This window comes from Pseudonocardia oroxyli, from assembly GCF_900102195.1.
GTDB lineage: Bacteria > Actinomycetota > Actinomycetes > Mycobacteriales > Pseudonocardiaceae > Pseudonocardia > Pseudonocardia oroxyli.
In genome coordinates this window covers 198,137-212,374 of record NZ_FNBE01000004.1, presented here as the reverse complement: position 1 = coordinate 212,374, position 14,238 = coordinate 198,137, and the positions used below count along the sequence as shown (strand labels likewise).

At 71.1% G+C, this 14,238-nt stretch carries 14 protein-coding genes; 10 read left to right on the top strand and 4 right to left on the bottom strand.

The genetic code is table 11. The annotated features are described in order from the left end of the window. The first annotated feature begins 54 nt into the window (after positions 1-54). Both recA and BLS43_RS31855 read left to right on the top strand, forming a co-directional pair. Complete coding sequence (gene recA / locus BLS43_RS08020) at positions 55-1,104, top strand: recombinase RecA (protein WP_093079091.1); 1,050 nt, start codon at positions 55-57, stop codon at positions 1,102-1,104. A gap of 2 nt (positions 1,105-1,106) precedes the next feature. Beyond that, positions 1,107-2,273 carry a regulatory protein RecX gene (locus tag BLS43_RS31855; RefSeq protein ID WP_342741144.1) on the top strand — a complete coding sequence of 389 codons (1,167 nt, stop codon included), beginning with the start codon at positions 1,107-1,109 and terminating at the stop codon, positions 2,271-2,273. Between the two features lie 235 nt (positions 2,274-2,508). On the opposite strand, the gene BLS43_RS08010 is transcribed toward BLS43_RS31855, so the two are convergent. Then, a complete protein-coding gene (locus BLS43_RS08010; protein ID WP_093079088.1) occupies positions 2,509-3,537 on the bottom strand; it encodes an ABC transporter substrate-binding protein in 1,029 nt (342 codons plus the stop codon). 69 nt (positions 3,538-3,606) lie between these two features. Next, on the bottom strand, positions 3,607-4,365 hold the full coding sequence (locus BLS43_RS08005; protein WP_093079085.1) for an alpha/beta hydrolase family protein: 759 nt from the start codon (positions 4,363-4,365) through the stop codon (positions 3,607-3,609). A gap of 24 nt (positions 4,366-4,389) precedes the next feature. Between BLS43_RS08005 and BLS43_RS08000 the strand changes: the two genes are divergently transcribed. Further along, positions 4,390-5,223 carry a MurR/RpiR family transcriptional regulator gene (locus BLS43_RS08000; RefSeq protein WP_176921222.1) on the top strand — a complete coding sequence of 278 codons (834 nt, stop codon included), beginning with the start codon at positions 4,390-4,392 and terminating at the stop codon, positions 5,221-5,223. 171 nt (positions 5,224-5,394) lie between these two features. On the opposite strand, the gene BLS43_RS07995 is transcribed toward BLS43_RS08000, so the two are convergent. Beyond that, positions 5,395-6,333, bottom strand: a complete 939-nt coding sequence (locus tag BLS43_RS07995) for a LysR family transcriptional regulator (RefSeq protein ID WP_093079079.1) — start codon at positions 6,331-6,333, stop codon at positions 5,395-5,397. A 176-nt stretch (positions 6,334-6,509) separates the two neighbouring features. Here BLS43_RS07995 and BLS43_RS07990 point away from each other — a divergent pair, with 176 nt between their 5' ends. The 6 genes from BLS43_RS07990 (at position 6,510) to BLS43_RS07965 (ending at position 13,500) form a co-directional block, all read left to right on the top strand. Beyond that, entirely contained in the window at positions 6,510-7,139 is a 630-nt protein-coding gene (locus tag BLS43_RS07990; RefSeq protein ID WP_093079076.1) for a succinate dehydrogenase cytochrome b subunit, read from the top strand. A gap of 1 nt (position 7,140) precedes the next feature. Beyond that, positions 7,141-9,084, top strand: a complete 1,944-nt coding sequence (locus BLS43_RS07985) for a fumarate reductase/succinate dehydrogenase flavoprotein subunit (RefSeq protein WP_093079073.1) — start codon at positions 7,141-7,143, stop codon at positions 9,082-9,084. Further along, on the top strand, positions 9,081-9,833 hold the full coding sequence (locus BLS43_RS07980) for a succinate dehydrogenase/fumarate reductase iron-sulfur subunit (RefSeq protein ID WP_093079070.1): 753 nt from the start codon (positions 9,081-9,083) through the stop codon (positions 9,831-9,833). Before BLS43_RS07985 ends, BLS43_RS07980 begins: the two co-directional genes overlap by 4 nt. A 249-nt stretch (positions 9,834-10,082) precedes the next feature. After that, positions 10,083-10,865 carry a hypothetical protein gene (locus tag BLS43_RS07975; RefSeq protein ID WP_093079067.1) on the top strand — a complete coding sequence of 261 codons (783 nt, stop codon included), beginning with the start codon at positions 10,083-10,085 and terminating at the stop codon, positions 10,863-10,865. Between the two features lie 5 nt (positions 10,866-10,870). Then, positions 10,871-12,757 carry a fumarate reductase/succinate dehydrogenase flavoprotein subunit gene (locus tag BLS43_RS07970; RefSeq protein ID WP_093079064.1) on the top strand — a complete coding sequence of 629 codons (1,887 nt, stop codon included), beginning with the start codon at positions 10,871-10,873 and terminating at the stop codon, positions 12,755-12,757. Then, entirely contained in the window at positions 12,754-13,500 is a 747-nt protein-coding gene (locus BLS43_RS07965) for a succinate dehydrogenase/fumarate reductase iron-sulfur subunit (protein ID WP_093079061.1), read from the top strand. Before BLS43_RS07970 ends, BLS43_RS07965 begins: the two co-directional genes overlap by 4 nt. 40 nt (positions 13,501-13,540) lie before the next feature. Here the strand turns inward: BLS43_RS07965 and BLS43_RS07960 are convergent, their stop codons facing one another. Next, the gene (locus BLS43_RS07960) at positions 13,541-13,852 is read right to left on the bottom strand and encodes a hypothetical protein (RefSeq protein ID WP_093079058.1); all 312 of its coding nucleotides are present in this window, start codon (positions 13,850-13,852) and stop codon (positions 13,541-13,543) included. A gap of 56 nt (positions 13,853-13,908) precedes the next feature. On the opposite strand from BLS43_RS07960, the gene BLS43_RS07955 reads away from it, so the two are divergent. Continuing rightward, a complete protein-coding gene (locus BLS43_RS07955; RefSeq protein ID WP_093079055.1) occupies positions 13,909-14,229 on the top strand; it encodes a hypothetical protein in 321 nt (106 codons plus the stop codon). Positions 14,230-14,238: the final 9 nt, after the last annotated feature.

Sequence of the window (14,238 nt, the reverse complement as noted above, 5' to 3'; positions counted from 1 at the left end):
AAGACGTCGAACACATCCACCCCGGCCCCGTCCCGCACCGAGCGAGGTAGTCAGATGAGCACTCCCGACCGCGAGAAGGCGCTCCAGCTCGCCCTCGCCCAGATCGAGAAGAACCACGGCAAGGGTTCGGTCATGCGCCTCGGCGACGACACCCGGCCGCCGATCGGCGTGATCCCCACCGGGTCGATCGCGCTGGACGTGGCGCTCGGTGTCGGCGGGCTGCCCCGCGGCCGGGTCGTGGAGATCTACGGGCCGGAGTCCAGCGGTAAGACCACGGTCGCGCTGCACGCGGTGGCCAGCGCGCAGGCCGCGGGCGGCACCGCCGCGTTCATCGACGCGGAGCACGCGCTGGACCCGGAGTACGCGAAGGCGCTCGGCGTCGACACCGACGCGCTGCTGGTCTCGCAGCCGGACACCGGTGAGCAGGCGCTGGAGATCGCGGACATGCTGATCCGCTCCGGCGCGCTGGACATCATCGTCATCGACTCGGTGGCCGCGCTCGTGCCCCGCGCCGAGATCGAGGGCGAGATGGGCGACAGCCACGTCGGCCTGCAGGCCCGGCTGATGAGCCAGGCGCTGCGGAAGATCACCGGTGCGCTGAGCCAGTCCGGCACCACCGCGATCTTCATCAACCAGCTGCGCGAGAAGATCGGCGTGATGTTCGGGTCCCCGGAGACCACGACCGGCGGCAAGGCGCTGAAGTTCTACGCGTCCGTCCGCCTGGACATCCGCCGCATCGAGACCCTGAAGGACGGCACCGACATGGTCGGCAGCCGCACCCGGGTCAAGGTCGTCAAGAACAAGGTGGCCCCGCCGTTCAAGCAGGCGGAGTTCGACGTGCTGTACGGCGTCGGGATCAGCCGCGAGGGCTCGCTGATCGACGTGGGCGTCGAGCAGGGGATCATCCGCAAGTCCGGTGCCTGGTACACCTACGAGGGCGACCAGATGGGGCAGGGCAAGGAGAACGCCCGGAAGTTCCTCAAGGAGAACCCGGACATCGCCGCCGAGGTGGAGAAGCGGATCAAGGAGAAGCTCGGCATCGGCGCAGTGCTCGACGCGGACGTCGACAAGGTCGAGCCGCTGCCCGCCCCGGTCGACTTCTGACGGTGGGCTCGGGCACGACCCCCGCCTCCGGGCGGCGCCTGTCGATGGACGACCTCGCCCCCTCCGCCCGTGCGGAGGTGGCGGTGGCGTCGTTCGACGACCCGACCGACGAGCCCGCCGACGAGGGTGGGGGACCGGCGGAGCGCACGCAATCGGGCCCCGCCGCGGTCGCGGACTTCGGCGACCTCGCCCCGGCTGCGGCGCCTGCGGACGGGGCGCCCCGGGACCCGGCAGGACAGGACTCGGCAGCAGCGGACCGAACAGCAGCGGAGCCTGCCGGTCCGCGCGCCCCGATGCTCGTCGAGTTCGGCGAGCTGGCGGCGCCGGACCGGCAGCCGCCCGCCGAGCTGGGCGGGCTCGCCGCGCCGGCGGAGGGGGCTCCCCGGCTCACGATGGAGGACCTGCGCTTCGGGCGGTCGCCGCGCGGGCGGGGCTCGGGTCGTGAGGCGCCGTCGGGCGGCCGCGCCGGGTCGTCCCGGTCGCGTCGCAGCTCGGACGACGCGCCGGCGCTGGACACCGAGTCCGCGGCCTGGGAGGCGGGGGAGTTCACCGCCGTCGGAACGGACCCGGAGCGGCCCACCCGTGAGCGCGGCCGGGGTCGCGCCCGCTCGCGGCGGGAGCGCCCGCAGGAGCCGGCCGAGGACACCCGCAGCCCGGAGGAGCAGGAGGCCGCGGCCAAGGAGATGTGCCTGCGGCTGCTGACCGACCGGGCCCGCAGCAAGCACGAACTGGGCGTGAAGCTGAAGCAGAAGGGCGTCGCGGACGAGATCGTCGAGCGGGTCCTGGAGCGCTTCGACGAGGTCGGCCTGATCGACGACGAGGCCTTCGCCAGCGCGTGGGTGCGCTCCCGGCACCGCCACCGCGGTCTCGGCCGCCGCGCGATCGCCCAGGAGCTGCGCCGCAAGGGCGTCGACCGGGAGGTGGCGGACGAGGCGCTCACCGAGGTGGACGACGAGGCCGAGGCGCTCCGCGCCCGCGAGCTGGTCGACCGCAAGCTCCGCACCGCCCGGGTGGACGGCCCCGAGGAGCGCCGCAAGGTCGGCCAGCGCCTGGTCGGCATGCTGGCGCGCAAGGGATACCCGTCGAGCATCGCCTACAGCGTGGTCCGCACCGCCCTCGCCGAACACGGGGCGGACGAGGACGAGCTCGGCCCCGCCGCAGACATCTGAACCCCGCCGTCGGGGCCCCGGGGCAGCCCCTTGACGCTTGGGCGTCCCAAGCGTCACTGGGCGGTGCTTGGGCGTCCCGAGCGTCAAGGGGCCGGGGCGCAATGTGGTGCTTGGGCGTCCCAAGCGTCGCTGGGTGGTGCTTGGGCGTCCCAAGCATCAGGGGCCGGGGGCGCGGGCGTGATGCTTGGGCGTCCCAAGCGTCAAGGGGTCGAGCAGCGAAGGCCCCGCGCCCTCCTCAGCCGAGGAGCCGGGTGAGGTCGTCTAGGACCAGGTCGGCGCCGAGCGGGCCGAGGCCCAGGAACCAGACCGTGTCGTCGACCTGCTGGGCGTGCCCGGCCGCTACCGCGGGGATGCGCGCCCACAGCGCACCGTTCACCACGGCGTCCTGGCCGGTGGTCTGCGGGTCCCCGTAGCTGGAGTAGAAGATCCGGTCGCCCGCGGCCTGGTCGATGCGTTCCTCGGAGACCTCGGTGGCGAGCTCGTCGAAGTCCTGCGTCGGGGGGCGGGGGAGCCCCACATCCTCGAGGATCACGCCGATGAACGACAGGTTGCCGTAGAGCCGCAGCCGCCCGGGCATGAACCGGACCAGCGAGATCGTGGGCGGGGCGCCCGCGAGCCGCTCGCGCACCGCGTCCGCCTTGGTCTGGTACGCGTTCAGCAGCTCGACGGCCTTGTCCTCCTCGCCGAGCGCGGCACCGACGAGCCGCAGGTTCTCCTTCCACGGGAACCCGGGCCGGATGCTGAGCACGGTCGGCGCGATGGCCGTGAGCTGCGGGTAGAGCTGTTCGACGCGCAGCGCACTGCCGAGGATCAGGTCCGGCTGCAGCGCCGCGACGCCTTCGAGGTTCAGCGGGTCCAGCGGTCCGAGTCGGGTCACGCCGGGGATCCGCGGCTCCAGGTAGGGCGAGACCTTCCCGTCCGGGCTGGCGACGCCCACCGGCGTGATCCCGAGTGCGAGCACGTCGTCGAGCTCGCCGGTGTCCAGGACGACCACGCGTGTGGGCTTGGCGTCGAGTCGGGTCTGCCCGGCGGAGTGCGTGATCGTCCGGGGGAAGACGCCGGGCCCGACGTCCGCGCCGAGGGCCGCGGTCGCGGCGTCGGCCGTGGAGAACCGGGCGCCGCCGGTCGCGACGTCGGTGTTTCCCGATCCGGACACGGCGGGTGCCGCGCACCCGGCCGTGAGCGCGGTGATCAGGAACAGGAGTGCGGTGCGGGTGCGCCAGGGCGTCCGGGGGGACGCCGGGTGGCGGGGGAGTGGGGACATGGGACCTCTCCAGGGGATGGGGAGGTGGTGGGTGGTGGCGTCGTCCGGGGGAACGGGGTGGAGCGGGGTTCAGCCGCCGCGCAGCCGGGCGGCGAAGAACCGGTGGACCTCGGGTTGGACCTGCAACCCGCGGTGGCCGATGCCCGGGATCACCGCGAAGTCGACGCCGATGCCGTGGGCCTCGAAGTTCGCCCGCAGCGACCGCAGCCGGTCGATGCGGGTGTCGCCGCCGGCGTCGAGCCCGGGTTCGGCGATCTCCCGGGTGTCGGTGTCCGCGGCGCCGACCACCATCTGGACCGGCACGCGGCGCAGCCCGTCGACGTCGACCGGGCGCCCGAACCGCTCGAGGACGTCGGCGGTGCCGAGCCACCAGGGCGTGTCCGGGTCGATCCGGGTGATCCGACCGGGCGCGCCGATCGACACCGAGGCGAGCCGCTCCGCGTGCAGCAGCGCGAACCGGTGGGCGAACTGGCCGCCGCCGGAGAAGCCGTGCAGGTGGAACCGCCGCCCGCCGACGCCGATCTCCTCGAGCATCGCGAGCAGGACGAGGTCGTAGCGGGTGCCGCGGAAGGCGAGGCGCTTGTAGCCGGAGAGGTCGCCGGGCTCGTCGGCCCCGGCGGGGAACAGCGGCGCGACGACGAGGCAGTCGTGCTCCTCGGCGAACCCGCGGTAGGCGTCCCGGTAGCGCTCGGCCATCCGCTGCGTGCCGTGGACGACCACCACGACGTGTCGGGGTTCGGCCGGGACGTAGAGGAAGTAGGAGAACCGGCGGTCGACCTGGGCGGCGAAGAGCGGGGAGGGTCCCCGCGAGTCGAGCGCCGTCGTCATGTCGCGAACACTACAGTTCCTGTAGTGGCGACGACAACGCTCCTGGAGCGGATCCGGGCGGTGCGGCTGACCGCGGCGGAGCAGCGCGTGGTGGACCATCTGCTCGGGGCCCCGCGACAGGCCATCTTCAGCACCGCCGGGCAGATCGCCGAGGCCGCCGGGACCAGCGACGCGACGGTGGTGCGCACCGCCCGCAAGCTCGGCTACGACGGCCTGCCCGACCTGCGGGAGAGCCTCACCGATCACGTCGTGGGAGTGACGGGTCCGGCGGTCCTCGCCCGCGCCGCCGCGACCGCCACCCCGGAGGGCGTGCTGGCGCAGGTCTTCGCCGACGCCGCGGACCGGCTCGCCCGCACGGCCGCGGCGGTCGACGCGCGGGCCTTCGAGGCGGCCGTCGAGCTGCTGGTCGCGGCGGAGGAGGTCGTGGCGTACGGCATCGGCCCGTCCGAGCTGCTCGCGCGCTCGCTGGCGCTGCGGCTCACCCGCGTCGGTCGCCGGGCCCGCGCCACCGGAGCCTCCGGCTTCCGGCTCGCCGACGACCTCATGGGCCTGCGCCCCGGCACGGCCGTGGTGTTGTTCCTGCCGGGCCGCCGCACGGTCGACGCGGAGGTGGTCCTGCAGCACGCCCGCGCCACCGGGGCGAGCTCCCTGCTGGTCACGGACTCGCTGCAGCTCCCGGCGGACGTCACGCTGCCCGCCGCGCACGGCACCGGCGACCTCACCGGCGAGACCCTCACGGCGGGCGTCCTCGCCGACGCCCTCCTCCTCGCGGTGTCGGCTCGCGACGAGCAGCGCGTGGTCGCCGCCGACCAGACCCTGACCCGCCTGCGGGAGTCCCTCACCCGCGACCGCCCCTGACCAGCACGAACCCTCCGCGCCTGATGATCACACCAGGCGAAGATCATCAGGTGCCCAGGGTCGAGCGCACCCGCCCCGCCGACCCTGAGCGCCTGTTGATCACGGCAGGTGAAGATCGTCAGGCGCTCAGGGTCGGTTGTGCCTGCGCTCCCAACCTTCAGCACCTGGTGATCACTGCTCGGGGCGATGCAGGACCTGGACGTCCGCGGAGAGGCCGCCGGTCGCGTCGACGGTGCTGACGAAGTTCAGCAGCACGTCGATGAAGGCCTGGGCGGCGTGGGTGGGGGCGATGTGCGTGCGGCGGGCGAGGGCGACGGTGCGGTAGAGCGGCGGGGTGAGCACCGTGCGGCGCAGCCGGGGGCGCCCCGCGAACACCAGGTCCGGCACCACGGCCACGCCGGTCCCCGCCTCGACCAGGCGCAACACCGCGTCCATCTCGCCGCCCTCCACGGCGAACTTCGGTGTGACGCCGGCCTCCCGGTAGGCCTCCAGCGTCACCTCTCGCAGGTCGTAGCCCTGCCGGACCATCACCAGCGAGCGCCGGGACAGCTCGGTGACCGTCATCGACCCCCGGGAGGACGGCGGCCGCCCCGACCGCGGCGAGGCCACCGACAGCCGCTCCCGCAGCAGCGGCAGGGTGTGCAGCGCGGGGTCGACGCCGGACGGCGGCACGATCACCAGCGCCACGTCCAGGGCGCCGCGGGCGAGGTCGCGGACGAGGGACTGCGAGCCGTTCTCGGCGAGCTCGAGGTGGATCTCGGGGTGTCGTTCGTGGAAGAGCCGGAGCACGTCCGCGAGCAGCCCGATGCACATCGACGGGGTGGCGCCGACCCGCACGCGACCCGTCCGCAGGCCCGCGAGCTCGGCGACCGCCGTGCGGGCGGTGTCCATGTCGGCGAGCATCCGGCGGGCCAGGGGGAGGACGGCCTCGCCCGCGGGCGTCAGCGAGACGATCTTCCCGCGGTTGACCAACGGCGCCCCGAGATCGTCTTCCAACGCCCTGAGCTGGCGAGACAGTGTGGGCTGCGCAACACCCACCACGTCGGCCGCCCGAGTGAAGCTGCGCACGTCGGCGACCGCGACGAAGTACGCGAGCTGCTGAAGTGTCACGCGTATAGCTTACGTGCATAGATCATGGCGCCCTCATGCATTGGACGGCATCCCCCCTGAGTAGTGCACTGGGCGCCGTGGCGACACAGGTGTCTACGGGAGGCTCGGCGAAAGCCTCCGCGACCCCGGCACGGCCCAAGCGGCCGTTGATCCCGGCGGTCCTTCTCAAGTTCGTGATGGCCCTGAGCGGTTTCGTGCTCGTGGCCTACCTCGTGGTGCACATGATCGGCAACCTCCAGATCTTCTGGGGGCCCACGGCGATCAACGGCTACGCGGAGTGGCTCCGGACCCTGCTCGAGCCCGTGCTCGGCTGGGAGGGCTTCGTCTGGGTGGTGCGCATCGCCCTGCTGGCCTCGGTGATCGGGCACATCTGGGCGGCGACCCTGCTGGCCCTGCGGGCCAAGCGGGCCCGGCCGGTCAAGTACGCGGCGGGCAACAAGGTCAAGGGCAGCTACACCACGCGCACGATGCGCTGGGGCGGCGTCATCGTCCTGCTGTTCGTGATCTACCACATCCTCGACCTCACGGTCGGCGTCGCGAACCCGGTCGGTGCGCACCTCAAGCCCTACGAGAACATCACGGCCGGCTTCGCGCCGGACCGCTGGTACGTCACCCTCTTCTACGTGATCGCGCTGCTCGCGATCTGGTTCCACCTGCGCCATGGTCTGTGGAGCGCGATCCAGACCCTGGGCTGGAACAGCAACCGCCGCGAGAAGACGCTCAAGGCGATCGCCACGGTGTTCAGCACCGTGCTGATCGTGGGGTTCCTGATCGTCCCGATCTCCGCCACGTTCGGATGGATCTGACATGAGCTACTCGGACTACACCGTCGGCGCACCGGTCGTCGACAAGGCCGCCCCCGACGGTCCCATCGAGACCCGGTGGGAGCGCCGCAAGTTCGGCGTCAAGCTGGTCAACCCGGCCAACAAGCGCAAGGTCAAGATCATCGTCGTGGGCACCGGCCTGGCGGGCGGCGCGGCGGCGGCGACCCTGGGCGAGGCCGGCTACCACGTCACGAGCTTCTGCTACCAGGACAGCCCGCGCCGGGCGCACTCGATCGCGGCGCAGGGCGGCATCAACGCGGCGAAGAACTACCGCAACGACGGCGACAGCGTCTACCGGCTGTTCTACGACACGGTGAAGGGCGGCGACTTCCGCGCCCGCGAGTCGAACGTGCACCGCCTCGCCGAGATCTCCCGGCAGATCATCGACCAGTGCGTGGCGCAGGGCGTCCCGTTCGCCCGCGAGTACGGCGGTCTGCTCGACACCCGCTCGTTCGGTGGCGTGCAGGTCTCCCGCACCTTCTACGCCCGGGGGCAGACGGGCCAGCAGCTGCTGCTCGGCGCGTACCAGGCCCTCGAGCGCCAGATCCACGCCGGCACCGTGAACATGTACCAGCGCCACGAGATGCTGGAGCTGATCCTGGTCGAGGGCCGGGCGCGCGGCGTCGTGGTCCGGGACATGGTCACCGGCGAGATCTCCTCGCACCTGGCCGACGCCGTGGTCCTGGCCACCGGCGGCTACGGCAACGTCTTCTACCTGTCGACGAACGCCAAGGGCTGCAACGTCACCGCGAACTGGCGCGCGCACCGCAAGGGCGCCCTGTTCGCGAACCCGTGCTTCACCCAGATCCACCCCACCTGCATCCCGGTCTCCGGCGACCACCAGTCGAAGCTGACCCTGATGTCGGAGTCGCTGCGCAACGACGGCCGCGTGTGGGTCCCGAAGCAGCTGGGTGACACCCGCAAGCCGAAGGACATCCCGCACTCCGAGCGCGACTACTTCCTCGAGCGCAAGTACCCGAGCTTCGGCAACCTGGTCCCGCGGGACATCGCGTCCCGGGCGGCCAAGGAGGTCTGCGACGAGAAGCGCGGGGTCGGCCCGTCGGGTCTCGGGGTGTACCTCGACTTCGACGACGCTATCCAGCGCCTGGGCCGCAAGGCCGTCGAGGCCAAGTACGGCAACCTCTTCGAGATGTACGAGCGGATCACGGGCGAGGACCCGTACGAGATGCCGATGCGCATCTTCCCCGCCGTGCACTACACGATGGGCGGGCTGTGGGTCGACTACGACCTGCAGAGCACCATCCCCGGGCTCTACGTCGCGGGCGAGGCCAACTTCTCCGACCACGGCGCGAACCGCCTGGGTGCCTCGGCGCTGATGCAGGGCCTGTCCGACGGCTACTTCGTCCTGCCGGTCACGATCGGCGACTACCTGGCGTCGAACAAGCTGCCGGAGGTCGGGCCGGACGCCCCCGAGGTCGTCGAGGCCGAGGCGGCCGTCCAGGGTCGCATCGAGAAGCTGCTGTCGATCAACGGCAACCGGACCGTCGACTCGTTCCACCGCGAGCTCGGCCACATCATGTGGGACTACTGCGGCATGGAGCGCACCGAGGAGGGCCTGCTCAAGGCCATCGACCTCCTCGCCGAGCTGCGCCGCGAGTTCTGGAACAACGTCAAGGTCCCCGGCACGGGGGCGGAGCTCAACCAGAGCCTCGAGAAGGCCGGCCGGGTCGCCGACTTCATCGAGCTCGGCGAGCTCATGTGCCTGGACGCCCTGCACCGCAGGGAGTCCTGCGGCGGCCACTTCCGCGCCGAGAGCCAGACCGAGGACGGCGAGGCGCAGCGTGACGACGAGAACTTCGCCTACGCGGGGGCCTGGGAGTACACGGGTGCGGGCTCGGCCCCGGTGCTGCACAAGGAAGAGCTGAACTTCGAGTACGTCCACCCGACCCAGCGGAGCTACAAGTGAAGGTCAACCTGCGCGTCTGGCGCCAGAAGGACCCGGTCGACAAGGGCCGCATGGTCGACTACACCGTCGAGGACGCGTCGGAGGACATGTCGTTCCTCGAGCTCATCGACGTGCTGAACGAGAAGCTGATCCTCTCGGGCGAGGAGCCCGTGGCGTTCGACCACGACTGCCGTGAGGGCATCTGCGGCATGTGCTCGATGGTGATCGACGGGCAGCCGCACGGCCCCGAGCGGTCCACCACGACCTGCCAGCTGCACATGCGGAAGTTCAACGACGGCGACACGATCACCGTCGAGCCCTTCCGGGCGGGCGCGTTCCCGGTGATCAAGGACCTGGTCGTCGACCGCGGCGCGTTCGACAAGATCATCCAGGCCGGCGGCTACATCTCGGCGAACACCGGCTCGGCCCCCGAGGCGCACTCCACCCCGGTGCCCAAGGCGGCGGCGGAGCGGTCGTTCTCCGCGGCGGCCTGCATCGGCTGCGGTGCGTGCGTGGCGGCCTGCCCCAACGGCTCCGCGTCGCTGTTCCTCGGCGCCAAGCTGACCCACCTCGGCGAGATGCCGCAGGGTCAGCCGGAGCGCTGGGAGCGCGTGGTGAACATGGTCGAGACGCACGACGACGCCGGCTTCGGCGGCTGCACCAACACCGGCGCGTGCGCCACGGCCTGCCCGAAGGAGATCCCGCTCGACGTGATCTCCCAGCTCAACCACGACTACCTCAAGGCCACCGTCGGCGGCCGCAAGAAGTGACCCGTGAGTGGCGATAGTCGCTCCGGCGACTATCGCCACTCACAGGTCGGCGGAGCCCGGAACCCCCCTGGTAGGGGCCGGGCTCGTCGTGTTGCGTGAGTACCCGCGCACGGAGTGTGACCTCCGTCTCGTGTCCGCGAATGTTCCCGACCCGACACCCTCGCGCTGTGATCTGCGTCGTACCCTCCGTGTGATCCGCACGACAGGCAACGACGCCGAACGAGGGACGACGTGTCATCCACCACTGACATGGCGGCCGGCCGCGCACAGATCGCGGCACGGACGCTCCGCACGGACCGCTGGTGGCTCCCACCGCTGCTGAACGTGGCGGGACTGGGCGCCTGGGTCGTCTACGCGACCGTCCGCGCGTTCATGCAGAACTGGTACTTCGTACCCGAATACAACTACCTGACGCCGTTCTACTCACCGTGCGTCTCGAACGGCTGCGTGGAGCAGGCGGCGCACTTCGGCCGGTTCCTGCCGGACGTCTGGTGGCTGCCCTACGCGGCGATCTCGCTGCCGTTCCTGCTGCTGTTCCGGCTGACCTGCTACTACTACCGCAAGGCCTACTACCGGGCCTTCTGGGGCAGCCCGCCCGCGTGCGCGGTGGCCGAGCCGCACGGCAAGTACACCGGCGAGACCCGCTTCCCGCTGATCCTGCAGAACCTGCACCGCTACTTCTTCTACATCGCGGCGCTGATCTCGCTGCTCAACACCTACGACGCGGTCAAGGCGTTCATCAAGGACGACGGGTCGTTCGGCCTGGGTCTGGGCAACATCATCCTGGTCGCGAACGTCGTGCTGCTGTGGCTCTACACCGCCTCGTGCCACTCCTGCCGGTCGATCATCGGCGGCAGGCTGAACCACTTCTCCAAGCACCCGGTCCGCTACAAGGCCTGGGTCGGGGTCAGCAGGCTGAACGCCAAGCACATGCAGCTGGCCTGGGCGACGCTCGCGAGCCTGGCGATCACGGACGCCTACGTCATGTGCGTCTCGGCCGGCTGGTTCTCCGACCTGCGGATCGTGGGGTGACCGGAATGGACAGGAACGTCGAGACGCACGAGTACGACGTCGTCGTCATCGGGGCCGGGGGAGCGGGCCTGCGGGCCGCGATCGAGGCCCGGCTGCAGGGCAAGCGGGTCGCGATCATCTCGAAGTCGCTGTTCGGCAAGGCGCACACGGTGATGGCCGAGGGCGGCTGCGCGGCGTCGATGGGCAACGTCAACCCGAACGACAACTGGATGGTCCACTACCGGGACACCATGCGCGGCGGGAAGTTCCTCAACAACTGGCGCATGGCCGAGCTGCACGCCAAGGAGGCCCCGGACCGCGTCTGGGAGCTGGAGACCTACGGCGCGCTGTTCGACCGCACCAAGGACGGCAAGATCAGCCAGCGGAACTTCGGCGGGCACACCTACCCGCGGCTGGCGCACGTCGGCGACCGGACCGGGCTGGAGCTGATCCGCACCCTGCAGCAGAAGATCGTGTCGCTGCAGCAGGACGATCACAAGGTCACCGGGGACTACCAGTCCCACCTGCGGGTCTACCACGAGTGCACGATCACCGAGCTGCTCAAGACGGACGGGCGGATCGCGGGCTGCTTCGGCTACTTCCGCAACGACGGCCGGTTCGTGCGCTTCGACGCGCCGGCGATCGTGCTGGCGACGGGAGGGGTCGGCAAGAGCTACCAGGTCACCTCGAACTCCTGGGAGTACACCGGGGACGGGCACGCCCTGGCCCTGCGCGCGGGCGCCACCCTGATCAACATGGAGTTCCTGCAGTTCCACCCCACGGGGATGGTCTGGCCGCCGTCGGTGAAGGGCATCCTCGTCACCGAGTCGGTCCGCGGCGACGGGGGCGTGCTGCGCAACTCCGAGGGCAAGCGGTTCATGTTCGACTACATCCCGGACGTGTTCAAGGAGCAGTACGCCACCACCGAGGAGGAGGGCGACCGCTGGTACACCGACCCGGACAACAACCGGCGCCCGCCGGAGCTGCTGCCCAGGGACGAGGTGGCGCGGGCGATCAACTCCGAGGTCAAGGCCGGGCGTGGGTCCCCGCACGGCGGGGTGTTCCTGGACATCGCCTCGCGGCTCAAGCCCGAGGAGATCCTCAAGCGGCTGCCGTCGATGCACCACCAGTTCAAGGAGCTGGCGGACGTCGACATCACCAAGGAGCCGATGGAGGTCGGCCCCACCTGCCACTACGTCATGGGCGGGATCGAGGTCGACCCGGACACCGGCATGAGCTCGGTGCCGGGCCTGTTCGCCGCGGGGGAGTGCTCGGGCGGGATGCACGGGTCGAACCGACTGGGCGGCAACAGCCTCTCCGACCTGCTGGTGTTCGGGCGGCGGACCGGGCTGTACGCGGCGCAGTTCTCCGAGGGCGCCCGACCGGCCGTCGCCCGGGAGGACGTGGACGCCGCCGTGGAGCGGGCGCTGCTGCCGTTCACCACGGCCGCGGAGCAGGGCGAGAACCCGTTCGTCGTGCAGCTGGAGCTGCAGAAGTGCATGCACGAGCTCGTCGGGATCATCCGCAAGGAAGACGAGATGGAGATGGCCCTCAAGAAGCTGGAGGACATCGCCACCCGGACCCGCACCGTCGTCGTCGAGGGGCACCGGGAGTTCAACCCCGGCTGGCACCTCGCGCTCGACCTGCGCAACATGCTGCTCGTCTCGCTCTGCGTGGCGAAGGCGGCTCTGGAGCGGCAGGAGAGCCGCGGCGGGCACACCCGGGACGACTTCCCGGTGATGGACTCCGACTGGCGGCACATCCTGCTGGTGTGCAGCGCCCTCGGCGAGGACAACGTGGAGCTGACCCGCAAGGAGCAGATACCGATGCGGCCCGAGCTGTTCGACCTCTTCGAGCTCGACGAGCTGAAGAAGTACTACACCGGCGAGGAGCTCGGGGGGCACCGCGCATGAGCCACTGGCACCACTTCCGCGTGTGGCGCGGCGACCAGGGCGGCGGGAAGCTCGAGGACTACCCCGTCGAGGTCAACGAGGGCGAGGTCGTCCTCGACATCATCCACCGCCTGCAGCAGACCGAGGCCAACGACCTGGCCTGCCGCTGGAACTGCAAGGCAGGCAAGTGCGGGTCCTGCTCGGTGGAGATCAACGGCAAGCCGCGGCTGGCGTGCATGACGCGGATGAGCACGTTCGCCGACGACGAGGTCGTCACGGTGACCCCGCTGCGGACCTTCCCGGTGATCCGGGACCTGGTCACGGACGTCGAGTTCAACTACGTCAAGGCCCGCGAGGTCCCGGCGTTCGCGCCCCCGGAGGGCGTGGCGCCCGGGGAGTACCGGATGCAGCAGGTGGACGTGGAGCGGAGCCAGGAGTTCCGCAAGTGCATCGAGTGCTACCTGTGCCAGAACACCTGCCACGCGGTGCGGGACCACGAGGAGAACAAGGAGGCGTTCTCCGGCCCGCGCTACCTGATGCGGATCGCCGAGCTGGACATGCACCCGCTCGACGCGGCGGACCGCAAGGACATGGCGCAGGACGACCACGGCCTGGGCTACTGCAACATCACGAAGTGCTGCACCGAGGTCTGCCCCGAGCACATCAAGATCACCGACAACGCGCTGATCCCGATGAAGGAGCGCGTGGTGGACCGCAAGTACGACCCGATCGTCTGGCTGGGGAACAAGCTCTTCCGCCGCTGACCCCGTGAGCGGCGACAGTCGCCATGGCGACTGTCGCCGCTCACGAGGTCTCGAGGCCCATCTGCCTGCGGATCTCGGCGAGCTTGTCCTTGCCCTTCTGCTCGCGCTCCGCGAACTTCTGCTCCGCCTCCTCGACCTCGGCGGTGCGCAGCTCCTCCCAGCCCATCGCCGTCGCGGAGCGGCCCTCGATCTTGTCCCGCACGTAGTCCAGCGTCGGGACGCCCTGGTCGGTGTAGTCCGTGGCGACGGACGGCGGCGCCCAGGGCTCGGCAGTCACGGGCTCGGCCTCGACGATCTCGGCGTCGACGGGCTCGGCGGGCTCGGCGGCGGGTCTGTGCTCGGGGGTGCTCATCGGCGACTCCTCGACTCGGCTGACCCCACGCTACCGGCGTCGGCGAGACTGGCGCGGTGGTGCGGGTGCGGGAGGTCGTCGTCGTGTTCGACTCGGCGTGTCCGCGCTGCTCCCGGATCGCCCGCGAGCTGCCCGGCTGCGTGACCGTGCCGGTCCGGGCGCGCGCGTGCGCCGAGCCCCGCCTGGGCGAGATCTACCCCAACCTGCCCGCGGTCGTCGGGGCCTGCGGCGCGCCCGCGATCGGGATCCTCCGCACGGACGGGCAGGTGCGGTGGTGGACGGGCCTGCGCGGCGTCGTCGGGCTGCTGCCGGTGCTGCGCCCGGGTGGGCTCCGCCACGCCGCGGCGCTGCTCCGGGAGGCCGCCCGCGGTCGGTGAGCCACGGGC

Bases quoted from the DNA above. Each gene is read 5' to 3' on its own strand.
- recA (WP_093079091.1), top strand. From the start codon at position 55: ATGAGCACTCCCGACCGCGAGAAGGCGCTCCAGCTCGCCCTCGCCCAG.
- BLS43_RS08010 (WP_093079088.1), bottom strand. From the start codon at position 3,537: ATGTCCCCACTCCCCCGCCACCCGGCGTCCCCCCGGACGCCCTGGCGC.
- BLS43_RS08005 (WP_093079085.1), bottom strand. From the start codon at position 4,365: ATGACGACGGCGCTCGACTCGCGGGGACCCTCCCCGCTCTTCGCCGCC.
- BLS43_RS07990 (WP_093079076.1), top strand. From the start codon at position 6,510: ATGGCCCTGAGCGGTTTCGTGCTCGTGGCCTACCTCGTGGTGCACATG.
- BLS43_RS07985 (WP_093079073.1), top strand. From the start codon at position 7,141: ATGAGCTACTCGGACTACACCGTCGGCGCACCGGTCGTCGACAAGGCC.
- BLS43_RS07975 (WP_093079067.1), top strand. From the start codon at position 10,083: ATGGCGGCCGGCCGCGCACAGATCGCGGCACGGACGCTCCGCACGGAC.
- BLS43_RS07970 (WP_093079064.1), top strand. From the start codon at position 10,871: ATGGACAGGAACGTCGAGACGCACGAGTACGACGTCGTCGTCATCGGG.
- BLS43_RS07965 (WP_093079061.1), top strand. From the start codon at position 12,754: ATGAGCCACTGGCACCACTTCCGCGTGTGGCGCGGCGACCAGGGCGGC.
- BLS43_RS07960 (WP_093079058.1), bottom strand. From the start codon at position 13,852: ATGAGCACCCCCGAGCACAGACCCGCCGCCGAGCCCGCCGAGCCCGTC.